Annotated in this window: 21 protein-coding genes; 8 read left to right on the plus strand and 13 right to left on the minus strand. The window is 45.2% G+C overall.

Features of this window, described 5'->3' with window-relative positions:
- The 5 genes from JGK20_RS08620 to JGK20_RS08640 all read right to left on the minus strand — a co-directional run.
- Positions 1-474 (minus strand): homoserine kinase (locus JGK20_RS08620; protein WP_293230070.1); only part of this gene is annotated, 474 nt, incomplete at its 3' end.
- Between the two features lie 89 nt (positions 475-563).
- On the minus strand, positions 564-944 hold the full coding sequence (locus tag JGK20_RS08625; protein ID WP_366038676.1) for a Uma2 family endonuclease: 381 nt from the start codon (positions 942-944) through the stop codon (positions 564-566).
- 110 nt (positions 945-1,054) lie between these two features.
- Positions 1,055-1,531 carry a tetratricopeptide repeat protein gene (locus tag JGK20_RS08630; protein ID WP_293174618.1) on the minus strand — a complete coding sequence of 159 codons (477 nt, stop codon included), beginning with the start codon at positions 1,529-1,531 and terminating at the stop codon, positions 1,055-1,057.
- A 4-nt stretch (positions 1,532-1,535) separates the two neighbouring features.
- The gene (locus tag JGK20_RS08635; protein WP_293174623.1) at positions 1,536-2,102 is read right to left on the minus strand and encodes a Uma2 family endonuclease; all 567 of its coding nucleotides are present in this window, start codon (positions 2,100-2,102) and stop codon (positions 1,536-1,538) included.
- Positions 2,103-2,244: 142 nt separating this feature from the next.
- Complete coding sequence (locus JGK20_RS08640) at positions 2,245-3,480, minus strand: VWA domain-containing protein (RefSeq protein ID WP_293230073.1); 1,236 nt, start codon at positions 3,478-3,480, stop codon at positions 2,245-2,247.
- Positions 3,481-3,703: 223 nt separating this feature from the next.
- Here JGK20_RS08640 and JGK20_RS08645 point away from each other — a divergent pair, with 223 nt between their 5' ends.
- From JGK20_RS08645 to JGK20_RS08665, 5 genes are all read left to right on the plus strand, one after another.
- Positions 3,704-4,363 carry an ATP-dependent Clp protease proteolytic subunit gene (locus JGK20_RS08645; RefSeq protein WP_293174629.1) on the plus strand — a complete coding sequence of 220 codons (660 nt, stop codon included), beginning with the start codon at positions 3,704-3,706 and terminating at the stop codon, positions 4,361-4,363.
- 215 nt (positions 4,364-4,578) lie between these two features.
- Positions 4,579-5,172, plus strand: a complete 594-nt coding sequence (locus JGK20_RS08650; RefSeq protein ID WP_293174632.1) for an ATP-dependent Clp protease proteolytic subunit — start codon at positions 4,579-4,581, stop codon at positions 5,170-5,172.
- 252 nt (positions 5,173-5,424) lie between these two features.
- Entirely contained in the window at positions 5,425-6,051 is a 627-nt protein-coding gene (locus tag JGK20_RS08655; protein ID WP_293230076.1) for a DnaJ domain-containing protein, read from the plus strand.
- A complete protein-coding gene (locus JGK20_RS08660) occupies positions 6,020-6,277 on the plus strand; it encodes a hypothetical protein (protein WP_293230078.1) in 258 nt (85 codons plus the stop codon). The genes JGK20_RS08655 and JGK20_RS08660 overlap by 32 nt, the downstream gene beginning before the upstream one ends.
- A gap of 78 nt (positions 6,278-6,355) precedes the next feature.
- On the plus strand, positions 6,356-6,595 hold the full coding sequence (locus JGK20_RS08665) for a hypothetical protein (protein ID WP_293174641.1): 240 nt from the start codon (positions 6,356-6,358) through the stop codon (positions 6,593-6,595).
- Here the strand turns inward: JGK20_RS08665 and JGK20_RS08670 are convergent.
- From JGK20_RS08670 to JGK20_RS08685, 4 genes are all read right to left on the minus strand, one after another.
- On the minus strand, positions 6,573-7,511 hold the full coding sequence (locus tag JGK20_RS08670) for a serine/threonine-protein kinase (protein ID WP_293230081.1): 939 nt from the start codon (positions 7,509-7,511) through the stop codon (positions 6,573-6,575). The two genes, JGK20_RS08665 and JGK20_RS08670, sit on opposite strands and share 23 nt — an antisense overlap.
- Positions 7,512-7,972: 461 nt before the next feature.
- The gene (locus JGK20_RS08675; RefSeq protein ID WP_293189697.1) at positions 7,973-8,704 is read right to left on the minus strand and encodes a hypothetical protein; all 732 of its coding nucleotides are present in this window, start codon (positions 8,702-8,704) and stop codon (positions 7,973-7,975) included.
- Positions 8,705-8,920: 216 nt separating this feature from the next.
- Positions 8,921-9,823, minus strand: coding sequence for a hypothetical protein (locus JGK20_RS08680; protein WP_293230084.1), 903 nt, complete (start codon positions 9,821-9,823; stop codon positions 8,921-8,923).
- Positions 9,824-9,833: 10 nt separating this feature from the next.
- Positions 9,834-11,345: an MBOAT family O-acyltransferase gene (locus JGK20_RS08685; protein WP_293230087.1), complete on the minus strand. Its 1,512-nt coding sequence runs from the start codon at positions 11,343-11,345 to the stop codon at positions 9,834-9,836.
- Between the two features lie 546 nt (positions 11,346-11,891).
- On the opposite strand from JGK20_RS08685, the gene JGK20_RS08690 reads away from it, so the two are divergent.
- The gene (locus tag JGK20_RS08690; protein WP_293174656.1) at positions 11,892-12,167 is read left to right on the plus strand and encodes a hypothetical protein; all 276 of its coding nucleotides are present in this window, start codon (positions 11,892-11,894) and stop codon (positions 12,165-12,167) included.
- Positions 12,168-12,298: 131 nt separating this feature from the next.
- Here the strand turns inward: JGK20_RS08690 and JGK20_RS08695 are convergent, their stop codons facing one another.
- Positions 12,299-13,192, minus strand: coding sequence for an EI24 domain-containing protein (locus tag JGK20_RS08695; RefSeq protein WP_293174659.1), 894 nt, complete (start codon positions 13,190-13,192; stop codon positions 12,299-12,301).
- A gap of 222 nt (positions 13,193-13,414) precedes the next feature.
- Between JGK20_RS08695 and JGK20_RS08700 the strand changes: the two genes are divergently transcribed.
- Positions 13,415-14,164 (plus strand): 2-phosphosulfolactate phosphatase family protein, encoded by a 750-nt coding sequence (locus JGK20_RS08700; RefSeq protein WP_293174662.1) that lies wholly within the window; start codon positions 13,415-13,417, stop codon positions 14,162-14,164.
- Positions 14,165-14,638: 474 nt separating this feature from the next.
- Here the strand turns inward: JGK20_RS08700 and JGK20_RS08705 are convergent, their stop codons facing one another.
- Entirely contained in the window at positions 14,639-16,033 is a 1,395-nt protein-coding gene (locus tag JGK20_RS08705; RefSeq protein ID WP_293174665.1) for a lipid-A-disaccharide synthase-related protein, read from the minus strand.
- Positions 16,034-16,197: 164 nt separating this feature from the next.
- Here JGK20_RS08705 and JGK20_RS08710 point away from each other — a divergent pair, with 164 nt between their 5' ends.
- The gene (locus tag JGK20_RS08710) at positions 16,198-16,761 is read left to right on the plus strand and encodes a Uma2 family endonuclease (protein WP_293174668.1); all 564 of its coding nucleotides are present in this window, start codon (positions 16,198-16,200) and stop codon (positions 16,759-16,761) included.
- A gap of 150 nt (positions 16,762-16,911) precedes the next feature.
- Here the strand turns inward: JGK20_RS08710 and JGK20_RS08715 are convergent, their stop codons facing one another.
- Together JGK20_RS08715 and JGK20_RS08720 are read right to left on the minus strand one after the other, a co-directional pair.
- Positions 16,912-22,104, minus strand: coding sequence for a PAS domain S-box protein (locus JGK20_RS08715; RefSeq protein WP_293216357.1), 5,193 nt, complete (start codon positions 22,102-22,104; stop codon positions 16,912-16,914).
- Between the two features lie 578 nt (positions 22,105-22,682).
- Positions 22,683-23,975: an ATP-binding protein gene (locus JGK20_RS08720; protein ID WP_293174674.1), complete on the minus strand. Its 1,293-nt coding sequence runs from the start codon at positions 23,973-23,975 to the stop codon at positions 22,683-22,685.
- Positions 23,976-24,370 lie beyond the last annotated feature (395 nt).

A 24,370-nucleotide genomic window follows, 5' to 3' on the forward strand; every position in this document is an offset into this window, starting at 1 on the left:
GGGGGGTGTATTGCTAGCAGCAAGGCGACATCCTCCGAGTAAAGCGGGGACAACGTTGTCGGGATGTCCCTCAAGTTCGATCGCCAACTGCATCACATCCACCTGACTCAAAGGCTTGCCGGCTAAACAATTCGCCCCTACCAACCCGCCGACAATAGCGGTAGCGGAGCTCCCCAAACCCCTCGCCAGCGGTACTTGCATATCTATATGTATCGCGACTGGTGGGGGGGATTGACGCAGGTATTCGTATAACTTGACAAAGGCTTGGTAAGCGAGATTGCTGTCGTCTGTCTTGACTTTGGCTGCTTCCGCACCCGTAACTGTAATTTGCAATTTCTCGGTTGCTGGGGGTTCGAGGAGAGAGAATTGGAAGGAGTTGTGGAGGCTTAAAGCGGCGCCGATGCAGTCAAAACCGGGGCCGAGGTTGGCGGTTGTGGCGGGTACGCTGACGGTGACGGTGGAGGTTGCAGACATTTTTTGACGGGGTGAATTTGGAGTGTTCAACCGCAGATGGACGCAGATGAATGTTTGGTGTTTGTGCGATCGACTATTTTAACCGATTTCTAAAACATCTTCGTAAATTGAGGCGATCGAGCATTCAAAATCTGCGCTATCCAAGCGAACTTTTCTTGATTGATAACCACGTATTCTTGTAAAGTTTCGATGGTGCGGTAGTCGGCAAATTTATTTCCGCGATCGAATGCTGCTGTTGTCGGAGATAAAACTTCTACGATTAAGCGCGGGTAGCGTTTGAAGTATTGAAGGCTTCTATCTCTTTCATCGCAAGTAACCATGATGTCGGGATAGTAAAATACATCTGCCTCTTCAATTCTGGCTTTCATGTTTCCTGCATAGATGCGACAACCTCTACCTCTAACGTGAGTTGTGAGCAAGTTGACGAGGTTGATGCAAATTGTTTCATGGGCATCGCTTGCTCCCGCCATTGCGTAGATTTCTCCTTGTCTGTATTCGTGTTTGATCGGGCTAAATTTTTCCCCTTCTAAATAGTCAATTTTAAAGCTGTGGTTATATTATACCCTGTTTCCCAAAACATTTATAATAGCAGCCTGTGCAGGTGTTTTATTGCATCTTGATAATCTTCTGTCTTGCCGTCTTTTTGATAAAAATCGGCGGCTTTTTGATAGTCAGCGATCGCGCCCGGTTTGTCTTTTAATAAATAGCGGACTTTCGCACGGTTGTAGTAAGCATCGGCATACTTCGGGTTAATTTCAATGGCGCGATCGAAGTCGGCTTTGGCTGCTGGATAGTCCTTGAGATAGCGGCCGTGAATGATGCCGCGTTTGTTATAAGCTTTGGCGTAGTTGGGGTTGATGGCAATAGCTGCGGTGTAATCTGCGATCGCCCCTGGGATATCTCCAGCCTCTGACTTGGCTAAAGCGCTGTTGAATAAGTCTTCAGCCGCATTTTGAACGATGAATATTGGTGGGGATTGAATAGAAATGGCAGGGGATATTCCGCCCAAAACGGTAACAAATCCGCAAAGTGCGATCGCTCTGTACAAATATTTCATAAGTCTAAGCAAAAACCTGAGCTACAGAGCAACTAAAACCAGGTAACAAAGGTGAAGTAAGTTGATCGTTTCTCAACAGCGTAGCAACTAATCTTAAACTTGCTTGTTCCCTGCGATAAACCTCTATTTGCTGCAACCGCCAATTAGCAATCCAGTATTCTTGTACTCCCCGCACTGAATAAAGTCGGAGTTTCAAATCTCTATCCCTTCTTTCATTATCTGTACCAGCAGATAATACTTCAACCACTAACTCAGGAGCGGCGGTTAAATGACCGGCTTCGTCTAGCAAGAGGGCCAAGCGTTCATTGCTCGCCCAAACTACATCAGGAATGACGTTATCGGCCTCTGTGAAAATCAGCCCTGGATTGATTGCAGCTCGTCCTAAACCAGCAGACATCGACCAAGTATCAAGCACAGAGAAAAATCTGCCACAAGTCTGTTGATGACCCCAATGCGGTGCTCTAGTCACAAATAACTCTCCATCAATAAGTTCATAACGATCGCCGTTATCGGGTAAGAGTTCTAAATCGGCGGTAGTCCAGCGTACTTTATCAGATATTGTCTGGCTCATACAAGCACTCTCGATAGGTGGTACAAACATTATAAACCGGTTCGTAGTAAGGACTTTAGTCCTCTCTAAGGCTTTTAGTAAATTAGGACTTGCATTCCTTACTACGAACAATGCTGCCGATCGCAATTAAGCGAAAATAATATTACTTCAATACAGTTTTAGAAGCAATGCGAGTTTTCTTGCGATCGGCTTCCGTCAATTCTGCACCAGACTGCAAACGAGTAGCAGAGGTTTGCAGCACAGTTGCGGCACTTTTATCGCCCATTTGCAGAGCAGTTTTAGCAGCCGTTTGTAGCATCGTGGCCGCACCAGCGCGATCGCCCTGTTGTAACCTAGTTTCTGCGAGTTGAGTTTGGCGGTACTTAGCCAAAGCTAAAATGTGCTGCTGCACCATCGGGTTAAGTGCAGGCTGATAAACTTTTAGGACATTAGCCGAAACTGCAACAGGATCGGAAAGCAAACCTTCACCGACTGTCGGATCGTCATAGCGAATTTGTAATTGCCCGATCGCCTGCGTACCTTCCGGCAACTGTCCAATATAAATATTAGCCAAAACTACTCGCTCTACATCCTTCATTAAATCTCCCAAACGCACCATAAAGCGATCGCCATCCTGCTGCACCGGTAATTCGATCGTATCCGGGGCAACTTGCGCGATCGGTTTGAGTTCGGCTAACCGCACTTTTGGCATCAGCGAAAATAGCAAATAAGCATTAGTCAAACCTACACCTTGGATGCGAGTAAACAACTTGCCAAACTCATCAACCGCATCTTCCGGCCGCTGAATATGAGCCAGAGCACCGCCGCCAGCATCAGCAATCTTTTCCAAAATATCCTGGTTCCAGTTATCCCCAAATCCCAGAGAATTCAAAGTCATGTTGTACTCAGCGGCCAGTTTCGCCAACTTCAAACAGCGGTTATTGTCGCCGTGTTCGTTTTCGCCGTCAGTCAGCAGAAACGCCTGAGATATTGCTTCTTTTTTGCCTTTCCCCAACTCTTCAATACCTAACTTAATCCCTTCATCAATTGCCGTGCCGCCAGCGGGGCGCAATTGCTCGATTTGCCGTTTAATGCTGGCGGGATCTCCCACAACTTGATTGGGGACGAGAACTTTGGCTTTGTGATCGAAAGCCACCGCACAAAAGCGATCCCCAGGTTTTAACCTGTCCAGCAACCGTCCGGCGGCTTGTTTGACGGTTTCCAAGGGACGCCCGCCCATCGAGCCGCTGTGGTCGAGAATCAGGCACAGGTTTAAAGGTACGCTCTCGTCGATCGCGCTTGCCGTCGCCGACACTGAAACGGCTAGCTGGCGCTGGGTTGATGGCGCAGCAGCATCAAGGTTGGGGTCGTTCAAGACCGGGAGCAAACTAACTTTCATGCGGGATACCTAAAGATTGCGTTACTATTTCTTTAAGAATAACTCCATGAGTTCAGGCAACATTTCGGTTGTCAACAACCCCATTCTTTTGAGGAAAGGCACATACTCTGCCCTCCTTTCTTCGTCCCACCAAGCTGAGTACAGATACTTGTGCTGAGCCCTTCGACTTAGCTCAAGCGAGCCGTAGCCGAAGTATGGTGGGTGTCCCCAGGCAAAAACAAACATGAACACACCCATTAAAGCCGTGCAATCGCAATACTACGGAGAGGGCAACTCTCGAACTCCCCCTCCCGATTTACCTTCCCTGTTGCTGAAGGAGCGGATCGTTTATCTGGGTATGCCTCTGGTGCCTGCGGTAACAGAACTGATTATCGCTGAACTGCTGTTCTTGCAGTACGAAGACCCGGATAAGCCGATCAAAATCTATATCAACTCGACCGGCACTTCTGGTTACAGTGGCGAACCCGTCGGCTTTGAAACCGAAGCCTTCGCTATCTGCGACACGATCAGGTACATTAAGCCGCCCGTGCAGACTATTTGTCTCGGTTCGGCAATGGGGATGGCTGCGATGCTATTAGCGGCCGGTACAAAGGGCTTTCGGGCGAGTTTGCCCCACGCTTCGATTGTATTGCACCAACCCAAGGCTTACACGCGAGGTCAAGCCAGCGACATTCAAATTCGGGCGAAGGAAGTGCTGGCAAATAAGGCGACGATGCTCGATATTTTTGCAAGCTGTACTGGCCAACCGATCGACAAAATTACTAAAGATATGGATCGGTTGCTGTACCTGACGCCCTATGAAGCGAAAGAATACGGTTTGATCGATCGCGTTCTTGAAAGTTCGGAAGAATTGCCGAAAGCCCTTTCTGCGGCCGTCGTATAACTGGGAATGGGGAATGGGGAATGGGGAATGGGGAATGGGGAATGTGGCATGAGTAAAAATTAAGGGTTAATGGCTAGTAGTTTCTACCCTGAATTAGTTATTCAATAGTTTTTTTATGACTAACAATTCCCAATTACCGATTCCCAATTACCGATTCCCAATTCCCAATTCCCAATTCCCAATTACCAATTACCAACTAAACGGAGTTCCGAATTATGCCTATAGGTGTGCCAAAAGTTCCCTACAAAATGCCGGGTGGTTATGATACTCAGTGGATTAATATCTACGATCGCCTTTACCGGGAACGGATTATTTTCTTGGGCAAGGACATTGACGATGAAATTGCCAATCAAATCATCGCGGTGATGCTGTATCTCGATTCGGAAGATTCGGGCAAAGATATTATTTTGTACATCAATTCCCCCGGGGGGATGGTGTCGGCAGGCATGGCTATTTTTGATACCATGCAGCACATTAAATCTGACGTGGTGACGATTTGTGTGGGCTTGGCTGCTTCGATGGGTTCTTTCCTGCTGGCTGCGGGTACGAAGGGCAAACGGTTGGCTTTGCCTCACTCGCGGATCATGATTCACCAGCCTTCTGGGGGGACGCGGGGACAAGCAACGGATATTCAGATTGAGGCGAAGGAGATTCTGCGCTTGCGCCACCAACTCAACGGTATCTATGCTAAAAATACCGGAAAGCCGATCGAGAAAATCGAGAAAGACATGGATCGCGACTATTTCATGTCCGCCGAGGAAGCCAAGGAATACGGCTTGATCGACAAAGTGGTAGAAGATCGTCCTTGACAGTTGACAGTTGACAGTTGACAGTTGACAGTTGACCTGCAAGTCCGAGGATTTGAGTAATGAATAGTCTTGTTTTAATTTCTCCCGCTTAAGGGAGAGGCTTTAAACCAATTCTTTCTGGTAAGTGGTTTTGATAGTGTAGTAGTGCGGGCAACCCTCGCACTACCATAGTTCGCGGTAAATTTTGGCAGAATCTTTACATTTAAGGATTCTGCCATATTTAATGGTATTAGAAAACTTGATTCATGCTAAATGGATATTGCAGATTATTACCGACAGTTAGGGCTAAGATCTGGTGCGAGTTTATCGCAAGTTAAGGCCTCTTATCGAAAGTTAGCCAGACAGTATCACCCGGATGTGAATCCGGGAAACGAACAGGCTAAGAATAAGTTTATTGCTATTACTGAGGCTTATAAGTTCCTGGTGAATATTGCACCCGCCGATGTTGCGGAATCGAAAGTTGCCAATTCAACTGTACCGCCGACTCCCACAGCGCCAGCGGAGGCGGTGAAAGCTCAACCGCAAGCAGTTAAGGTGACTCGGAAACAGCAACCCACTGAAGATAAGCAGGATCTGTCGGCGGCGGAAGACAAGTTAAAAAAAGATGCTTATTTTGAACTGCAACAGTTGCTGAAATATCAGAGGTTCCCGCGGGCGATCGCCCTAATTGAGGGTTTGGCCCAGCGGATGCCCGAAGATCGGGAGGTGCGACAGTGGCAGGCGATCGCCTATCAGCGCTGGGGACGGCATTTGATCGGGGAAAAGCAGGTGGATAAGGCGAGAATTTATTTGAAAAAGGCGGTGAAAACTGACCCTCACAATCGGGCTTTGTGGGCGGAAGTTGAGCGTGATTTTCGCCGGTTGGAAGAGATTTATTGATTGGGAATTGGGAATTGGGAATTGGGAATTGGGAATTGGGAATTGGGAATTGGGAATTGGGAATTGGGAATTGGGAATTGGGAATTGGGAATTGGGAAGGGCATTGGGAATTGGGCATTGGGAATTGGGCATTGGTTCTGTGCAGGTAATCGAAAGACTATACTGTGTTGTATCAACTTGTAGGGTGCGTCACTATGAAATGTTCGATGAAATTTGCAGATTGTAGATGGGGCGCACCTTACTATTTTTTACGCTCGGCAATTCCGATCTGGTATCATAGAATTATTGAGTTGAGAAACCAGAGATGATTGACACACCATCCACCGAACCAACACTGACAGATGTAATCGAAAAATTAGACAGCCTATCAACCCGTGTTGACCACCTATCAACTCGTGTTGACAACCTAGCGACTGATGTCGAGAAGTTCAACGATCGATTTTCCAACTACCAGCAAGCGACTCAGTGGGTTGTGCAGCTTGCTTTTACTCTGATTGCTAGTGCCACTATCACGGTGATTGTTACTTCGGTTCTGCGCCGGTAATTAAAAGCTCTATATTTTTAAGTTTTTCTAAAATAACTTGGGTATTTTCAGGTCGGTTTTCTGGTATCGGTTCCATCAATTCGTCGATCAAGCTTACGAACAACTCGTCAACGCCTACAGCTTGATTTCTCCAATTTATTTTACCAGTTTTTACATTGACGGGAAAGTCGATCGGCTGCAAACCCGTTAATAAATGTACAAAAGTACGGCCCAAAGCAAAAAAGTCCGTTAGCGAAGCCCTCGAAGAGGATCGCACTTCAGCTTTACCTGCAATTTGTTCGGGCGCAGAGTATCCAGCAGAACCTACAGGCGTTGTATCAATCCCTGCTTCTGTTGCAGCCCCAAAGTCAATTAATCTCAATTTCCCATCGGCTGCAAGCATCAAGTTGGATGGCTTAATATCCCGATGCACTAAATGATATTTGTGAATTGCCTCCAAAATATAGAGCATTTGTTGCAGCCAATCAACAGCTAATGTTTGAGAAATGTACTGATGTTTAGTTAGAAATTCTGCCAAGTTTTCGCCAATAATTTTTTCCATCACCAAACAAGACAATTGCTGCGAGTTATGGGGGAATTTAAGCTGGAAATAACCGTCTGGTTCGACTTGGGGAACTCTTCCCTTTCCCGCTAGCCAAATTAATGCCCGCGCTTCTTGTTGAAACAAACGAAGTAAATCGGGATTGTGTGTATGTTTCAAGACTTTTAACACCTTGAGTGTTCCCCATTCATTGTCCCCGGTTCCCCAATCTTGGACTTCAAAGATGTCTGTGGGGCGTGCGGGATTGGGCGATCGCACTGGCTTGATGATACGATAGCGATCGGCAATTAGTAAAGCCGTGCCACAAGCCTGACAATTTTGAGTAGCAGCAGTATTTTCCCGTTGTTCGCATTGAGGATTGATACAGTAACTCATCTGTCTTGATGCGTCCTGGACTGACGGATTTAACGGATTGATTCAATTATTAGCGCGAAACCCAGTAGTTCTGACCTTACTACTGGGTTTCTATTACCGGCCATTTTACACGCTACCACATTTAAGTCAAGGATTTAAGATTAATATCATCGCGCTCTACCGATTGAGCTACTCCCCAGTGTTTGGTTGGGGAGGCTGGAATTGAACCAGCAACCTCGATGACCTGATTGTTCCTGACATTCGTTTTGGCGATCGGCGGTGAATGCTGAGTTTAGAGTAATAATTTGCTATTGAATTTGTACGCAACGCTGCCTCTGCCAATTTGGGCTACCCCTCATTATTAGGTTGAAGGGACAGGAGTCGAACCTGTACTGTCACAGTTGTACGGTTTAAATTAAAGTTTGAGATTGAGCTTGTACTCTGTTTATATCTTAAACCATAACTATCAAAAAAGCAAGCTATTAGCGGAAAATAAATTGAAAAATTCGCTCTCCTACTCTCTGTTCTTCAACTTCAGAATTGTTAGCTTCTTCGCGGGAAAACATCACAGCTTTCTGCAATATTTCCACCCTTTGCAGCAACTCATTGATCCGCTGCGCTGGTAAAGCTCCAGAAAACTTGACAGTGCGCCAGTAGCCGATCGTAATATCTTCGTAATAAACATCGACTTGAGCCGGATGGTGTTCCGTAGCTTCAGCTTTCACGTGATTGCGCGGAGTTTTAAAAGTCTTGAGAGTTTGCACCGGTTCTGTTGCCCAACAGTCGGCTGAAGCATCAAAGTTCCAAGTCTCGGAAGCATCTAAAACAGGAAGTTTTTTGATAAATGCTTGCAACTCTGACAGTTGCTTTTCAATGAATAGTAAATAGCTGACTGGCACTTGGCTCAAAAGCACGTTTCCGTCTACAGTTACGTCGGCACGGGCTCTGCAATTTGTCCAGTCTTTGGTTGCGGTTACGTCGAAGAGTTTGGTCAAAACTTCTGTTGTTTTGCGGATAATCTCTTCGGCTTTGACTTCGACTTTTTTGGACTCGGGTGGCAGTTGTTCGCCTTCTTCGTCTTTGGGGCGGTACGTGCGGGAGATTCCCGAAAGCACGGCGGGCTTTTGGAGGGCTTTTTGGGCTTCTGCTAGTTCTTGGATCGATCGGCTTTTGATGCCTTTCTCGATCGCGATAATCTGATTTAATCGTGCCATTGTTCTAAATTATTGATGCTGAACTCATGTCAAGTATGGTTGCAGGGCGATCGTCAAACTCTTTCTCGTGTGGCTTTTAGGGCTTTGAGGACTGAAGTCCTGGCTGCAAACCTTACGATTTTTAAGCTGACATCACAGACATTTGTAGTATGACATACTTCAAAGAGAATGACAAGCTTTCCTTTGCAGGGGCCATGCCAAGAGTCCCCGCCCTGACTAGCCCAACAATTTATGACTCAAAAACTTGGCAAAATCCCTAGCATCGCTGCGGATCAAGTGAATGCCGTCATTGGTGCGCCATTCTCGCGGGGGCGGGGGGGGCAACCACTCAAAGCGATCGGACGGAAACAGCTTTTTAGTCAATTCTCGGACTTGTTTTCTCCTGATTGCAGCGTCAACTCGCGACTCTTGAGGAATGTCAAATAAAATTATTTTTGCCCCGCTATTTTTATTGATTTCAGCGATTTGAGCTCTAATTACAGCAGCTTCTTTTTTGATATCTTCTGCATCTTTTTTAGACAAAGGTTGGCTTTGAATGTCAACTGTTGTTTGGATAGCTTTTTGCGATAATTCCGGAGTAAGATTGCGAGCCTCTCCGCTATCTAGTGCCTCTTTTGTTGCTTTTTGATTTTGTTTAGAGCGTTTTTTTAACGAATGTATAAAAATACTAACTGGACGATATTCTTCTCTCAGTATTGGCAAATACTGGCGCATCCAATAAAAAACAGGATTGTACAAAGATTCAACTAAATCCCTATCTATTGTGCGACTAATAGTATCGTTAATTTCTACCAAAATAATCGGAGGGTTGCTATTACTTTTTTTAACTATTTCTAAACCCGTCTGGCTCGATCCTCCCCCCAAAGCTATGCTATTTACGCCCTTTCCAATGTCTGTAACATGAAGGTTGGCAGATAGAGAACTACCCACCATGACAATTTTCAGATCGGAATCATCATATACATACCTTTGAGCTTTGACAATATTATTTTGAATCAGGCTAACTCCGTCAGAAGCTGGCAACACTCCGCCACTGACGAGAACTTGATAAAAACTTATTACAAACAGGAAAATTAGTACCGGGCGCAGAATAGATCGCAACTTGTATTTTATAAACATTGAACACCTTCTAGAATTGGAAATAAATAAATTGTTTCGAGCTGCCACTGTTGAGGAATATCATTGCTAGCATAATTCCTAAAGCTACATCTTGATAAATACTCCAGAATTTTTGATTTTTTTTAAGTGAATCATGTTTCATCAGATTTTGCCAAGTGGGAAAATGAGGAATGTGATAAATTACTACTGGTAGGGAAAAAGTTAGCGTCGGAATAATGTGAGTCCAACCAGGCTTGACTTTATAGTTGCGAACTAAAGTAACTGCGAAGTCAACTGCTTCTTCAAATCGTGGGAGTTTGAAAAGCAGCCATCCGAAGGAAACAAAAGAGAAAATTCCTACAACGCTAACGCTGTCAAATAATAATTGCTGCCAGATTGGTTTGGTTTCTGCTGAATTGGGTTCTGGGGATTTATTTTTGGATTTGTCGAACCCAAAAAAGCGTTCTACTGCTAAACCAAATCCGTGATAAATTCCCCAAACTGCATAACTCCAAGCAGCACCGTGCCACAATCCGCCTAAAGTCATTACTGTCATTAAGTTAAGATAAGTTCTGATTTTTCCTTTACGGTTTCCTCCTAGGGGAAAGTATAGATAATCTCTGAGCCAAGTTGATAGGGAAATGTGCCACCTTCTCCAGAATTCGGAGAGGGAACGGGAGATGTAGGGAAAGTTGAAGTTGTCGGGAATTGCGTAGCCCAAAGCCGCTGCTAAACCGATCGCAATTAAGGAGTAACCGGCAAAATCGGCGAAGATTTGGATTGAGTAGCCGAACAGCAGCGTCAGGTTGGTAATAGTTCCAAATCCTTGGTAGTAGGGAAAGCTGATCCAGAAGGTATAGTCTTTTAAGTTGTCGGCGACGACCATTTTTAGGAAGTAGCCGACTGTGAGCGATCTAAAAATGAAATTGAAAGAAATGTCTTTTAAATATTTAGGCTCAATCTGGGGATAGAATGTCTTGGATTTTAAAATAGGGCCTGAGAGTAAATTGGGAAAAAAGCTAATAAAAAATGAAGTATTGAGCAGGTGTTGGCTAAATTTGGGTGATACGTAAGCGTGGGATTCTGTTTCGCTTTCGCTTTTATCTTTTTGACTCAGTACATCTACCACTAAACTTATGCCTTCAAAGGTGTAGAAAGAAATACCGATTGGCAGAGGTAATTTTAAGAATAAATAAGCAATACTGCCTTCGGTTCGAGCAATATTAAAAACATCTGCAACAAAGTTAGTGAGCAAACCGGCGTATTTAAACAAGCTCAAAATTAATACATTCAGAAATACTCCTAATAAGGCCCAAAAAAAACGCTGTTTCTTGTCTGAAATTCTGGCAATTTGAAAGCTGGCTGTAGCGTTGATCGCAATTGAGAGGAGCAGGATTGACAGCAGTGCGGGAGCGTTCCAACTGTAAAATATGAAGCTGGCAATTATGAGGATGGGAACTTGCAGTTTTTGTAAGGGAGGGAAATAATATATGGTGAAAACAATTGCAAAAAATACTAGAAATTCAATACTGTTAAATAACATATTCTTTTGATTTCGGTCTTTGATAAGTCTAACGGACAGCGGGTTGATTACTTTGGTTTTTCATCGGTTTTTCAACCGATATCCCTCGCGTTGTCTGGTGGGATTTTTGTGAAAAAACCCAGTTTCTGCGTCTCAGAGTTTTTTACCTAAGTTGTGACACCATTTTCCTAAAATAATGCAACTGTTGGCAAGCTTTAAACCCATACATAGTAAGTCATTTCCAACTTTTTGATTTTCTATGCAAAAAGCGAAAATCGAAAATCGAAAAAGTTATCACTCACTATATCAAGGAGTGGCACTAATGCCAAGAGCGGACTCGTGGTGAGAGGTCGATCGCGCTTCCTGCAAAAGTGTAGCAAAGTTTACCTATTTTTCACGCTGCGACTACCTCCTGAGATAGATGTGCAAATACCTCCAGGGGCAAATTGCAATATTGGGAAACATTTCTTAACATATAGATAACAAAGGGAATCCGAGGAGACCAAAAATCCTTAAGCCCTTGGGGTGCTCGGTTAACCAGATTCTTCGCAAACAAGGGCTAAATCAATGAACAAGCAGCAAAACTCCGAAGTTTCAGCATTTTTGCCAATGCTCCAAAAAGGCATTTGGCTGTTTGGGATTCTGTCTTGGATATTCGGGCTGACAGATAGAAGCATTGCACTATTGTCTGACGGATACCTGTCCGCGATCGATATTGTCCAGCTATTTACAGCTTCCTTCTTTTTCGTTAGTTGGATTTTTTTAAGCCCGTTTCTGAGTTCTAACTCCCAGAGTCAGCGGAAGGTAGAAGGCATTCGGCAGAAAGTAGAAGCATCTCGCTAGTTTTTAAGGAATGAGAATTAAATAACTTACAATCTTTATTGTTCTTGTGGGATGGGCGTCCCGCCCGTCCAGAAAGGACGGGCGGGACGCCCATCCCACTTTCAAGAGTGTAAATTATTTAATTTGCGATCCTAAGTTGTTATGTTAGATTCGGTCGGGCTGTTGGTTTCTTCTGTGGCGAAGCGGGCGGGCCAAATGCGATCGCAAAAAAACAAAGTCCCCGCCGTCATACACAGTGGAATCGCCAACAGATTCAACAGGGGAATGCTCACCAAACCCAAACAAACCAAACCAAAACTCCCGCTAGCCGGCAAACTCGCCCGAATTATCTCAAATTTATCCTGAAAAGGTAGCTTCCGCCGCTCCAAAGGTGCATTTAAAAAGTCCAAACAGACAATAGTCGCGCCCAAAGCTACGCCTCCTAAACTGCTAAGAATAGAGCCGGGGCCGGGGAGAAAATTCAGCAGCAGGAGCGGTATCCCGATGCTGAACAAAAGTTGTAGTTTTCGGATTTCAAAGCCGATCGCCATTTGTAGATCCCGAAAAATACTCGCCAAGTTCATTGGTGCTTCTGCGGGCAATTGACCGTTCCGCAGAAGTTCCAATTGTTCGGATAATTTGCCGTACCAGGGCGAACCTAAAATCACGCCAAACTGGACTAATAAAAACCCGATTATTAACAAAAGTCCTGAAACCAAAAGTACGCGCAGCAGCCAGCCGAAACCGATTGTTAAGACGCCAAGAAAGCTCAGCCAAGCTGGCAAACTCGCAATTAAATCATTAAATTTGACTGACAAATCGGCAACTAAAACGTCTATGCCTGCCAAACTAGGAAATAGCAAGCTTAAATAAAGACCGATACCAATTAAAAAATTTAGGACGACGGGAATTAATACATAAGTCCACAGCTTGGGAGTTTGCAAAATCAGCGTGAAAGCTCGAAAAGGATAGGTGAAACCTACCAAAAGTCCAAGGGGAGCGGTAATGGCTGCGGGGGCGGGATTTGAATTGAGCTGTTTTGACATATGGTTAAACAGTTGACAGTTGACAGTTGACAGTTGACAGCGAATTGATAAGAACGGAGATTTAAACTCCGTTTTTATCACAATCTGCCTTCATGAGTAAGGGCTTCAAACCCGGCTATTCGGTGAAGGAAGAAGGAAGAAGGAAGAAAGCCCTTCGACTACGCTCAGGGTACAAATTCTATTATTATTACGTATGAGGATTTATTGCAGGTAGCCCCAAAAGTGAAGCTTTTTATTTACCATACCCCGGAACTTACGCCAGCAGACAAGATGCCGGCTTGCGCGATCGCAGTTGATGTACTGCGGGCGACTACGACGATGGCGACGGCCTTGAATAATGGGGCGGAAGCTGTGCAAGTTTTCAGCGACTTAGATAAGCTGATGGCCGAGAGCGAAAAATGGCCTGGAGACAAGCGGATTCGCGCCGGAGAGCGCGGTGGCGCGAAAGTTGACGGTTTTGACATGGGGAATTCGCCGCTGGACTGCCCGCCAGAAAAGGTGACTGGAAAGCGAATTTTTATCAGCACAACTAACGGTACTCGGGCTCTGCAACGAGTGCAAGATGCTGCTACGGTGTTGACGGCGGCTTTGAACAACCGCAAATCTGTGGTGCAGTTTCTGTTAAGCAAAAAGCCGGAAAGTATTTGGATTGTGGGTTCTGGTTGGGAAGGGAGTTATTCGTTGGAGGATACGGTGTGTGCTGGTGCGATCGCCCAAAGTCTTTTAGCAGAAAGCGGTATTCCTGCGATCGATTTTGCTGGTAACGATGAAGTGTTTGGGGCGATCGCTCTTTATCTGCACTGGCAAGATCGGCTGCATGAATTGTTGGAAAAAGCCAGTCACGGCCAGCGCCTCCTGGGTTTGGGTGTGATTGAAGATTTAAAATATTGCGCGCAATTAGATACTTTAGATGTGCTTCCTATGCAGCGAGAACCGGGTGTGTTGGTGAAGTCGGATTTTAAAATTTCTTAGGCTGATTTCTGGGTTTTATCTTCGGAAGAAACGGCGAATTGAAATTGTCTGCGAGTGCAGTATTGGTAGGTACGCTGGGAGCATCTCAGTTTTGCATTTACAACAGTGCGAGCTTAAGAGCTCGCGTATTGTACAATACGCGAGCTCTTAAGCTCGCACTACAATAAAAAAAATGCTTTTTACAAAACTGAGATGCTCCCGATGCTCCCGGAGCATCTCAGTTTTGCATTTGTAGTGCGAGCTTAAGAGCTCGCGGGTATTATACTCGCGAGCTCTTAAGCTCGCACTCAAAGAAAAAATGCTTTTTACCAAAATGAGATGCTCCCTGCGAGTCCGCATCCAATCGGAGGACTGAAGTCCTCACTACGAACGACGGAAGTTAGTAATTAGCGAACAATATTTTTTCAATAAAGTGCAATTAAAGATATTGAGTAGGGAGACAATATTGTTGTATTCCTAGTGTATTCCAGACAATTAAGAATTGTTGGATTCGCCGAACCGTTGAATTAAACACTCGGCAATTCTGGCTGATGCACCGCCTTCTCCCATGCGGCGCCAGCCATTTTCAGCGATTAGCTGCAACCTGTCGGGATCGCGAAGCAAAGACTGGATGGTGCCGGCAACTTCGGCGGGATGTTTGACTAAAATTAATGAGGGGCCTAAGAGGCGACTTTGAGCTTCGGCAAAAGCGGGAGTAAATTGCGGGCCGCTTCCGGGAATGGCGATCGCCGGTTTTCCTAAACCGACAAATTGTTCTGTAGCGGTTCCGGCCATTGCGATCGCTAAATCGGCTTGGTACAAACAATCGTTAAAACTTTGCTGAGTTAAAATCATCGTGGCTTTTCTTTGCACAAAAGTCAAGGGCAATAGCAAATTAGGAGATTCTTTCCTAATTTCTTGAGCGCTAGAAACAGGAGGTCGCAAAATACTGCCTTCTCGCCGCTGGGTTTTAGTTTCGCCGTCTTGACGCCAGCCGAAAAATTCTAAACTAGGTCGCAAAGCTTCTAAGTTTAACTCGGGAGAAATAGCTCCGAAAAATAACAATTTGCGATCGCCAAACAGAGACAAAATTCCGGCTACAGCCTCTACTATTAGCAGCCAATTAGCATAGGCTTCCGGCGCTCGGGAACCGGGCAGTAAGGTGATGACGAGCGATCGCTCCATTTCCCGAAACTCTGCATCAGGGCCGTAAAAACGGGCGGGGTTTTCCGGTTCGAGTCCGTCCATCATGGGATTGCCGAGATTGTAGGCGGGAATTCCCAGCTTTTCTAAAGTCTCGGCGGTGAGGGCGTCCCGGACAAAAACGGCTTTACAGAGCTTTCTAGTCATCAACCAGCGCTCCCAAGGGAAATAAACCGATCGCGACCAAATCTTCCAAGCCCACGGGCGGGATTTGCCAGCCAGAGGCCCCTGCTCGTCCCGCACGTGATACTCCGACTTAGCCGTGCCGACAAAGGCATAGGGCGCGGCGCCCAGCCAAGCAAACAGCAGCGGTACAATATCTCCGCAAGCTAAGATTGCTGGCTTGTGATTTCCAGACTGTTGTGGCGATCGCACCCAAGCGCGGATAGCTTTAAACTGAGCTAGGGTCAACTGAAGCAACCCGCCTTTGACATCGCGCAAAAATTCCCTTCCGTCCATGTAGATAAAGCCACCCGAAGGCATCCGCTGCACCGGGCCGATGATGCAGGCGTTTTCTAGTTGAGCGAAAGCTTGCCCTTCGCCCACTAGCGGAAACACGGCTATTTCTGGGGGATGCGGGTGCTGTTGCAGTTCTCGCAAGATGCGAAGGGCGATCGCATCTTCTCCGTGGCCGTTACTGAGGCAAAGTATTTTCAATCCCAAATCTCTCAAAAAACTGTCTCTCATATTATCATCGGGCAAACAGGGCATCGGCCAAACAGGGCATTGGGCATACGTCACTTTTTTGAGAACTACTATATAGCAGAAAAAATGAAGTAAGTAGACCCGCGCGAGTCGGGCCCTTTTTGGTAAAATAGCGGATGAAACTCCTATTTTAGAGGTAAAATCGGATGCTACAAACCCTGCCAAAATCTTTGACACTCGAAGAGTTTCTGAAGTTGTCAGAAACCAAACCAGCCAGCGAGTACATTGACGGTAAAATCATTCAAAAACCCATGCCTCAAGGAGAACATAGTGTAATTCAAGGCGAGTTGACAAGTGCTGCTAATGCTGCTCTCAAACCTCAAAAGGTGGCGCGAGCATTTCCCGAACTGCGGTGTGTTTTTGGCGGTCGCGCGATCGTTCCCGACGTGACTGTATTCACTTGGGAGCGCATTCCCCGTAACGAAAATGGCGGTGTGGCAAATGTGTTTGCGATCGCCCCGGATTGGACAATTGAAATCCTCTCCCCTGACCAAAGCCAAACTAAAGTTACTAAAAATATTTTACATTCTCTCAAACACGGAACTCAAATGGGTTGGTTAATCGATCCAGAAGAGCGATCGGTTTTTGTATATCGGCCGGCTCAATCAACCGAGGTGTTTGACGAACCGGAACAGTTATTGCCCGTGCCATCTTTTGCCAGGGAATTGCAACTGACAGTAGGAGATTTATTTGGTTGGCTGTTACAGTGAAACAACAGAATATTATATAGCCTTTCTCACTAACATGAGTTACGCATTGGGCGAAGCGAAGCGGAGGGATTGGGCCCAGCGTAGCGGAGGGATTGGATCTGACAACCAATAACTAATAACCAATAACTAATAACCAATAACTAATAACTACTAACCATCGATATACTGCTGTAAAATATTCCGAATTTGTTTGAGCTGAAATCCCTTAGCAAGTTGGCGGAGCTTCGTGGCAAACGGCACTAATTTTGGTTCCAAACTTTCCAGCTTAGCACTCTCCTCAAAAATTTCTTCAATGTCGCCCATAGCCGCAAGTTTCACAATTTTTGCTACCGACTCAGAAGCCGCAGGTAACAGAGCAGCATAAGCAGGAAAATCAGATGCTGGTGACAAACTGGGAGTTTTACAATTTTGGTTTTCCGGAGATTCCTCGTAAATCCATTCTAGTCCCAAATGCACGCGCAACTGTTCCAAAAAGTGATTTGCTTCGATCGGCTTGGGAAGAAAATCATCGCACCCTGCAAGGATGCTCTCTTGCTGCGCCGACTCGAAAACGCTAGCTGACAAAGCGATTAACACGACATCTTTTAATTCCGGCAACTGCCGCAGTCTCCTTGTAGTTTCTAAGCCATCCATTACAGGCATTTGCAAGTCCATTAAAATCACATCAGGTTGAAATTTGACTGCTTTGTAGAGGCATTCTTGACCATTTTGTGCCTCTGCAACTTCAAATCCCAAACGCCCCAGCATCCTGCACAACAAATCGCGATTTAGTTGATTGTCGTCCACGATTAGCACTTTCCGCTTATTGCCCACAAAACCGACCAGCCAGCGTTTTTCCCGCAAAGGAGACACCTCTAAGTAGCGTTTGGCTGCGGGCAATTCTAAATCTAGCCAGAAAGTGCTGCCTTTTCCGAAAGTGCTGTTGACGCGAATTTTGCTGCCCATCAGTTTAGCTAATTTCTGGCTGATCGAGAGTCCGAGACCCGTACCTTCAACAAAGGTATTGCCTCCTACTTGGTGGAACGGCAAAAATATTTCTTCTAACTTGCTTTTGTCTATTCCTGTCCCGGTATCCTCGACTTGAAATCGGATTTTTAAAGCGTGTTTAGCTGCGATCGCATTGTGGGAAAAGCGCAGATAAGTTTCTTTGAGTTCTGAACTCAAAAGCGAGAATTCGTATGTTTCTCCTTGGCTGCGACTCCAGGCCTCTGTGCCGACATAGCCGACTTTGAAAGTTACTCCGCCGCTGTTAGTAAATTTAACGGCATTGCTGAGTAAATTTATCAGAACTTGGCGCAATCTTTTTTGATCGACTTGGACGCAGGTGGGCAGGGGCGATACTTGTTCGTAATTGAAACAAATTCCTTTTTGATCTGCCCGCATCTGAAACAGATCCGCAATGTTTTTCGTAAAATTTAGAAAATTTAACTCTTCCGGGTAGAGTTCCATTTTTCTAGCTTCGATTTTAGAAAGGTCTAAAACATCGTTGATTAACATCAGCAGGTGTTGACCGCACTGTTGAATATTGCTGAGACTTTCTTGTTGATCGCAGCTTAAGTCTCTGTCGGTTTTGAGGATTTGAGCGTAACCTAAAACCCCGTTTAAAGGCGTGCGGAGTTCGTGGCTCATGTTGGCGAGAAATTCGCTTTTGGCGCGGTTGGCGGTTTCGGCGGCTTCTTTAGCTAATTTTAGGGCTGCTTCTGCTTGTTTGCGATCGGCTATTTCGGTTTGTGCTTGTTCAAATAGTGTCGATTGCTGGATCGCGATCGCCAATTGCACGCACAATTGCCGCAGGGATTCTATTTCTGAGGAATCCCAGACACGGGGGCCGCTGCAATCGTGGGCGATCAGCAGTCCCCAAAGTTGATTTTCTGCGGTGGGTTGGGCAGGGTAAATGCTTTCTCGTGCTTGTAAAATTGGCACTATTAAGTTAGCTCTAACTTCAAAATTTTCAAGAATTTTAATGTAGCATTCGCTCAGATTTTCACCATAAATATCTTCGATAGCTCGAATACAGCCTTGCTGGTAAATAGCAACAAATTTATCTTTAAAACAGGGGTCAAGATTGTTAAAACCTCGGAGAGAAATTCGATTCTTTGCCACGGATTCGACAACTACAGTGCCGCTCCAGTCGGGATTAAAGCGGTAAATAACTGTGCGGTCTGTTTGCAATAATTGCCGCACTTGATCGACAGCAGCGGTGAGGACTTCTTCTAAATTGAGGGAAGAGCGAATGCGATCGAGCATGGCAACTACCAGGCGTTCTCGCCTTAATTGCTTTAGCAGCGCCATCTCAGCTTGTTTGCGGTCTGTGATGTCGGTAATTACTCCCACAAACCCGATTAAATTATCAGTTTCATCTTTAATACAGTCAGCGCGAAATAAGGTTGTTACCAGTTCCTTGCTTTTAGTTTTGATTTTGAGTTCGCCTTGCCAAGATTTGCCTTTACGAATCGTTTTAAACATTTCTTGCAGCACTGAATTTTGCGGATAAATTGCCGTTGCTCCACCCGCTGCGTTCAGTTCTTCTGCTGTGTAGCCGTACCGCTGAATAAAGGCTTGATTGTGGTAGATCGATCGCCCTGTCAAGTCAGCAATGCCGATCGCATCGCTGGTGCTTTCTACGGCTTGAGTCACCCGCAGTAGGTCTAATTCAGCTTGTTTGCGATCGCTAATATCAGTAATGCTGCCGATATAGCCTTTAACTTCGTGCTTGTCTCCGATTTCGGCGATCGCCTGAGCGATCGCCCAAATTACCCGACCGTCTGGACGCAGAAAGCGGTATTCTGATTTAAAAGGAATTTTGTGAATAATTGCTCCATACCATTCATTCTTCACCCGATCCGCATCATCGGGATGTAGGGCATTCATCCAGCCAGTTTCGGCTGCTAATTCTGCATTTAATCCCGTGATTTCGCTCCACCGCTGATTCACATAAAGACAATTACCAAACGCATCACTGTGAAATATGCAAACCGGCGATGCTTCTGCCAAAGTTTGATAGCGGCGCTGGCTAGATTGCAGTTCTGATTCTGCTTGTTTTCTTTTGGTGATATCGCGGAAGATCGAAATTATCTCGCCCCCTGCAAGCATTGTCAGCGACAATTCTTGAGGGAACTTAGTACCGTCGCGCCGCTGACCGATCGCTTCTATATTGCAGTACCCTTTTTCCTGGAGCACCGGGATTATTTCACGTTCAAGATATTGAATTTCAGCACGGCTGTAGAGCATTTTCCATTTCTTCCCATACAGTTCGCTAGCGCTAGCCAAGCCGTACATTTTAAGATAAGCGTCGTTTGAATAAATACATTCTTTACGCTCGTTAAAAATAGCAATGCCGTCATGAGCAGCGCCCATAGCGACTGCTTGTCGCTGAAGTTCCGACTCAGCTTTTTTGCGAGAAGTAATATCGCGAGCCACTGCATAAATCAAACCTTCTTCGCTAAAAGGCGATGCCGTCCACAGCAACCATTTGTAAGAACCGTCTTGGCAAATATAGCGGTTTTCAAAGTAAATACTGGGCGTGCCACTTATTAGCTTTTCCGCTTCGATTAGAGTGGCTACTCGATCGTCTGGATGAATAAATTCGATTAATGGTTTGGCGAGCAGTTCGGCGCTGCTGTAGCCCAGAGCATTTGACCAAGCAGGGTTTAATCGTTTAAAATAGCCGTCGAAACCAGCAATACAAAGCAAGTCTAAGGATATAGTAAAAAAGCGATCGCGCTCTGTCTGTGCCTGCTTTAACTCAGTGATATCCATCACTAAACCGTCCCAGAGAATATCGCCTTTGCTCCCAGATTTGCTCTGATTGGTGAGCCTTTCCGGTCTGGATGCTCCTTGCAGCCACTTAACTTTTCCGGATGGCATAATCTGCCGCCACTGCTGCCGCCAAGGTTCCAGCATAGCGGCTGAAATTGCGATCGATGCTTCTAAATCTAAGCGATCGTCTGCATGAATTCGGCTGAAAATCAATTCTGCATTTTGCTCTATTGCTTCTGGCTCTAATTCGTAAAGTTCCCGACTGCCTGAAGAAACGTAAGGAAAATATTTTTCTCCGCTAGCTGAGAGTCGGAATTGATAAATTACTCCGGGCAGGTTGGCTACGAGTTTTTGAAATCGAGCTTCGCTTTGTTCCAGAGCTATTTGCTGCCGTCTGTATTCGGTAAAATTTCTGATTGTGCCAACTATTACTTTACTGTTATCAGCTCTTTTAAAAACGCTTTTCTTGGTAGAAATTATCCATTCTTTTCCCGCAGTGTCGGTGAATTTATCTTCTGTTTCCAAACAGATATCTTTTGCCAATAATTCTTCATCTTTTCTGCAAAAAACATCCGCTTCTGATTTTGGAAGAAAGTCATATTCTGATTTGCCGATCAGTTCTTGTCGAGATTTCCCTATCAACTGACAAAAAGCATCATTTAATATCATCCACCGGTTCTGGTCATCTTTGACAAAAATTGGATCTGGGGTCGCATTTAGAGTGTGGTTTAAAAATTCTTCAGATGCTTTCAGTTGTGCTTCGTAGCGGTAGCGATCGCTCACGTCCAACACCACTTCAATTATCCGGTCAATAGATCCATCTAGGCCGCGGATGCAGCGCAGCGAAACTCGCGTGTAAACTATTTCGCCATCTTTTCTAAACCACCTTTTATCTGAGATGTAACCGTCGGTTTTACCTGCTAACATCTGAGAAAATTTTTCAAAATTGGCCTCAAAATCCTCTGGATGAGTAAGCTCCAGGCAATGCTTGTGCACGAGTTCGTCGCGATCGTATAAGAGCAAATCGCACAGAGCGTCGTTAACTTCAATCCAATTGCAATTTTCAGCAATTGCGGGGTCAATAATTGGAGCGACGATGGCAATTCCGATCAGGGAATTTTCCACCACCGAGCGATATTTTTCTTCGCTTTTTCGCAAAGCATCTTGACTGTTCTGGCGTTCTATGGCGTAACGGAGCGATCGCACTAACAGTTCGCCGTCGATTTTTCTTTTGACTAAATAATCCTGTACGCCCACCGAAATCAACCGCAGCGCCAGCTCTTCGTCGTTTTGGGCAGTCAAAACTACGATCGGCACATTTACCCCATACTCTTGTATCCGAGCCACCGTCTCGATGCCCTGACTGTCTGGTAGTGAAAGGTCTAATAAAATTATGTCAAAACTTTCTTGATTCAATCGCTGCTGCGCTTCGCTGAGGCACTCTACTTTCGTCAGCAATATATACTGCCGACCGCTAATTCCTGACAGCAAATCTTCAATAAGCTCAGCTTCCTGAGGGTGGTCTTCTACTAACAGAACCTTGAAGCACGTAGGAGGTACAGCTAAGTTAAAAACTGCTTTCATAATATTTATTAATTAAAAGTTGTCTCAAGCTAACTTGGATTTTATCTTTTATTTCCGGGGGAGTTATCGAATTGCACCTACACATACATCGGCGATCGGATTGCGGTGTGACTGAACGCTACAAAACTTGTGTTTAAGAGTTATAATTATATCACAAATTCACTCGGCTGTCAACGCGAAATATGTTTTATTCTAACTTGCAATTTAACTGCTACCTTCAAGCTTCGCCCTGAAAATATAGGATTTAATTCAGCTTCTCCTGCCATCTAGCTTCTGGATATAGCCTTTCTCAAAAATATGAGGTACTCATGGGCATAGGGCATAGGGCATCGGGAATAGGGCATAGGGCATCGGGCATGGGGCAAAGAGGGCATCGGGAATACTTCACTTTTTTGAGAACCGCTATATAGCCTTTCGAGCGAAAGATGAGGTACAAATTTGATTTGAGATTTGAGATTTGAGATTAGGAGATTCGAGGATTCGAGGATTCGGGGATTGCGGAATTGGGGAATTGTTAATGAATTGGTCAATACCTCATCTTTCCGATAACCGCTATAAGTGCGTGCCTGATGTCTCGATTAAGGGAGAGTAAAGTGAAAAGTTGAACCTTGACCAGGTTCCGACTCCACCCACATAGATCCACCGTGACGTTCCACAATCTTTTGACAAATTGCTAAACCAATACCTGTTCCAGAATATTCTCTTTGAGTGTGCAAGCGCTGGAAAATTTGAAAGATGCGTTCTTGATGCTGTGGAGCAATCCCAATCCCATTATCTGACACAGAAAACAACCAGTTCTCCTCCTGTTTGGAAGCGGTAATATGAACCGTAGGCGGTGCATCGTGGCGATATTTAATTGCATTGCTGAGTAAATTCTGAAAAAGCTGTACCAGTTGAGAAATATCTCCCATTATCTCTGGCAATTCACTGTAGGTAACAACTGCTTGATCGTTGCGGATAGCCCCTTGCAGGTTGGCAATTGCTTGCTGGACTACATGATTGCAATCTGCCAATTCAAAGGGTTTCTGACTGCGACCAACTCGCGAATATTCGAGCAAATCGTCAATTAAAGTTTGCATTCTCGTGCAGCCCTGAACGATATTGGTGATAAACTTAATAGCTTGGCTGTCGAGTTGGTCTTTGTAGCGTTTTTCTAAAAGTTGAGCGTAGCTGGCAATAGTTGCTAAAGGCGCTTGCAAGTCGTGAGAAGCTACATAAGCAAATTGTTCTAGTTCGGCATTCGACCGCGCCAATTCTTGGTTAGATTTTAAGAGGGCAGATTCAGCGCGCTTGCGGTTCGATATCTCTTGTTGGAGGAGCAAATTTTGCTCTTGCAAGGCTTTTTCAACGGCGAGGCGGTTGCTGATTTCTTCTTGCAAAATCTGGTTTTTTTCGTAAAGAGTTTTTTCAACGGCTAAACGGCTGGTGATTTCTTCTAGAAGCAGCACATTTTGTTCTTTTAGCTGTTTTTGTAAGTTCCGCAGGGTAAGGTGACTTTCGATGCGGGCGAGCACTTCTTCAAACTGAAATGGCTTGCTGATGTAGTCAACTGCTCCTACTGCAAATGCGTTTACTTTGTCGAAAACTTCATCTTTAGCGCTGATAAAAATTACCGGAATTTCGCGAGTTTTAGGTTCAGATTTTAGATGCTGACACACTTCGTAGCCGTTCATTTCCGGCATCATTATGTCGAGTAAAATCAAATCGGGCGGATTAGAATTGCAGGCTCTCAGAGCCATTTGCCCATTAATCACGCAGCGGGGCGCGTACCCCCGATGAGTCAACATTGTAGACAACAGGCGCAGATTTTCTGGCGTATCGTCTACTACTAAAATGTTTCCTAATGGCGTCTCTGGTTGCTGATTGTTCATTGAGTGTTTTCCCAATATAAAGGAAGAAGGAAGTTCGGCAATGGATTATGTAACACAAGATGTAACGGATGGAATAAGGCTTAGTTATAGCTTTTCTGAGAAAGATGAGGTACGACTGGGCATAGGGCATAGGGCATAGGGCATAGGGCATAGGGCATAGGGCATAGGGCATAGGGCATAGCGCATAGCGCATACCTCACTTTTTTGAGAACCGCTATATGTAGAAGAGAAGTCAGAAGCAATAAAGCAAGGATTTCGGTAATTAATAAAATCCTAACCCTCGGGTGCGGTTCGTATATTTTATTTCGTAATTAAAAACAGACTGGGTTCTAGTAGGAATATTGGGGAAATAGAACTAGGAATCATCTCAGACATAGAATTTTCTATCATTTGTT

It is taken from the genome of Microcoleus sp. PH2017_05_CCC_O_A, from assembly GCF_020738785.1.
Classification (GTDB): Bacteria; Cyanobacteriota; Cyanobacteriia; order Cyanobacteriales; family Microcoleaceae; genus Microcoleus.

Bases quoted from the DNA above. Each gene is read 5' to 3' on its own strand.
- JGK20_RS08625 (WP_366038676.1), bottom strand. From the start codon at position 944: ATGGCGGGAGCAAGCGATGCCCATGAAACAATTTGCATCAACCTCGTC.
- JGK20_RS08630 (WP_293174618.1), bottom strand. From the start codon at position 1,531: ATGAAATATTTGTACAGAGCGATCGCACTTTGCGGATTTGTTACCGTT.
- JGK20_RS08635 (WP_293174623.1), bottom strand. From the start codon at position 2,102: ATGAGCCAGACAATATCTGATAAAGTACGCTGGACTACCGCCGATTTA.
- JGK20_RS08640 (WP_293230073.1), bottom strand. From the start codon at position 3,480: ATGAAAGTTAGTTTGCTCCCGGTCTTGAACGACCCCAACCTTGATGCT.
- JGK20_RS08645 (WP_293174629.1), top strand. From the start codon at position 3,704: ATGAACACACCCATTAAAGCCGTGCAATCGCAATACTACGGAGAGGGC.
- JGK20_RS08650 (WP_293174632.1), top strand. From the start codon at position 4,579: ATGCCTATAGGTGTGCCAAAAGTTCCCTACAAAATGCCGGGTGGTTAT.
- JGK20_RS08655 (WP_293230076.1), top strand. From the start codon at position 5,425: ATGGATATTGCAGATTATTACCGACAGTTAGGGCTAAGATCTGGTGCG.
- JGK20_RS08665 (WP_293174641.1), top strand. From the start codon at position 6,356: ATGATTGACACACCATCCACCGAACCAACACTGACAGATGTAATCGAA.
- JGK20_RS08670 (WP_293230081.1), bottom strand. From the start codon at position 7,511: ATGAGTTACTGTATCAATCCTCAATGCGAACAACGGGAAAATACTGCT.
- JGK20_RS08675 (WP_293189697.1), bottom strand. From the start codon at position 8,704: ATGGCACGATTAAATCAGATTATCGCGATCGAGAAAGGCATCAAAAGC.
- JGK20_RS08680 (WP_293230084.1), bottom strand. From the start codon at position 9,823: ATGTTTATAAAATACAAGTTGCGATCTATTCTGCGCCCGGTACTAATT.
- JGK20_RS08685 (WP_293230087.1), bottom strand. From the start codon at position 11,345: ATGTTATTTAACAGTATTGAATTTCTAGTATTTTTTGCAATTGTTTTC.
- JGK20_RS08690 (WP_293174656.1), top strand. From the start codon at position 11,892: ATGAACAAGCAGCAAAACTCCGAAGTTTCAGCATTTTTGCCAATGCTC.
- JGK20_RS08695 (WP_293174659.1), bottom strand. From the start codon at position 13,192: ATGTCAAAACAGCTCAATTCAAATCCCGCCCCCGCAGCCATTACCGCT.
- JGK20_RS08705 (WP_293174665.1), bottom strand. From the start codon at position 16,033: ATGAGAGACAGTTTTTTGAGAGATTTGGGATTGAAAATACTTTGCCTC.
- JGK20_RS08710 (WP_293174668.1), top strand. From the start codon at position 16,198: ATGCTACAAACCCTGCCAAAATCTTTGACACTCGAAGAGTTTCTGAAG.
- JGK20_RS08715 (WP_293216357.1), bottom strand. From the start codon at position 22,104: ATGAAAGCAGTTTTTAACTTAGCTGTACCTCCTACGTGCTTCAAGGTT.
- JGK20_RS08720 (WP_293174674.1), bottom strand. From the start codon at position 23,975: ATGAACAATCAGCAACCAGAGACGCCATTAGGAAACATTTTAGTAGTA.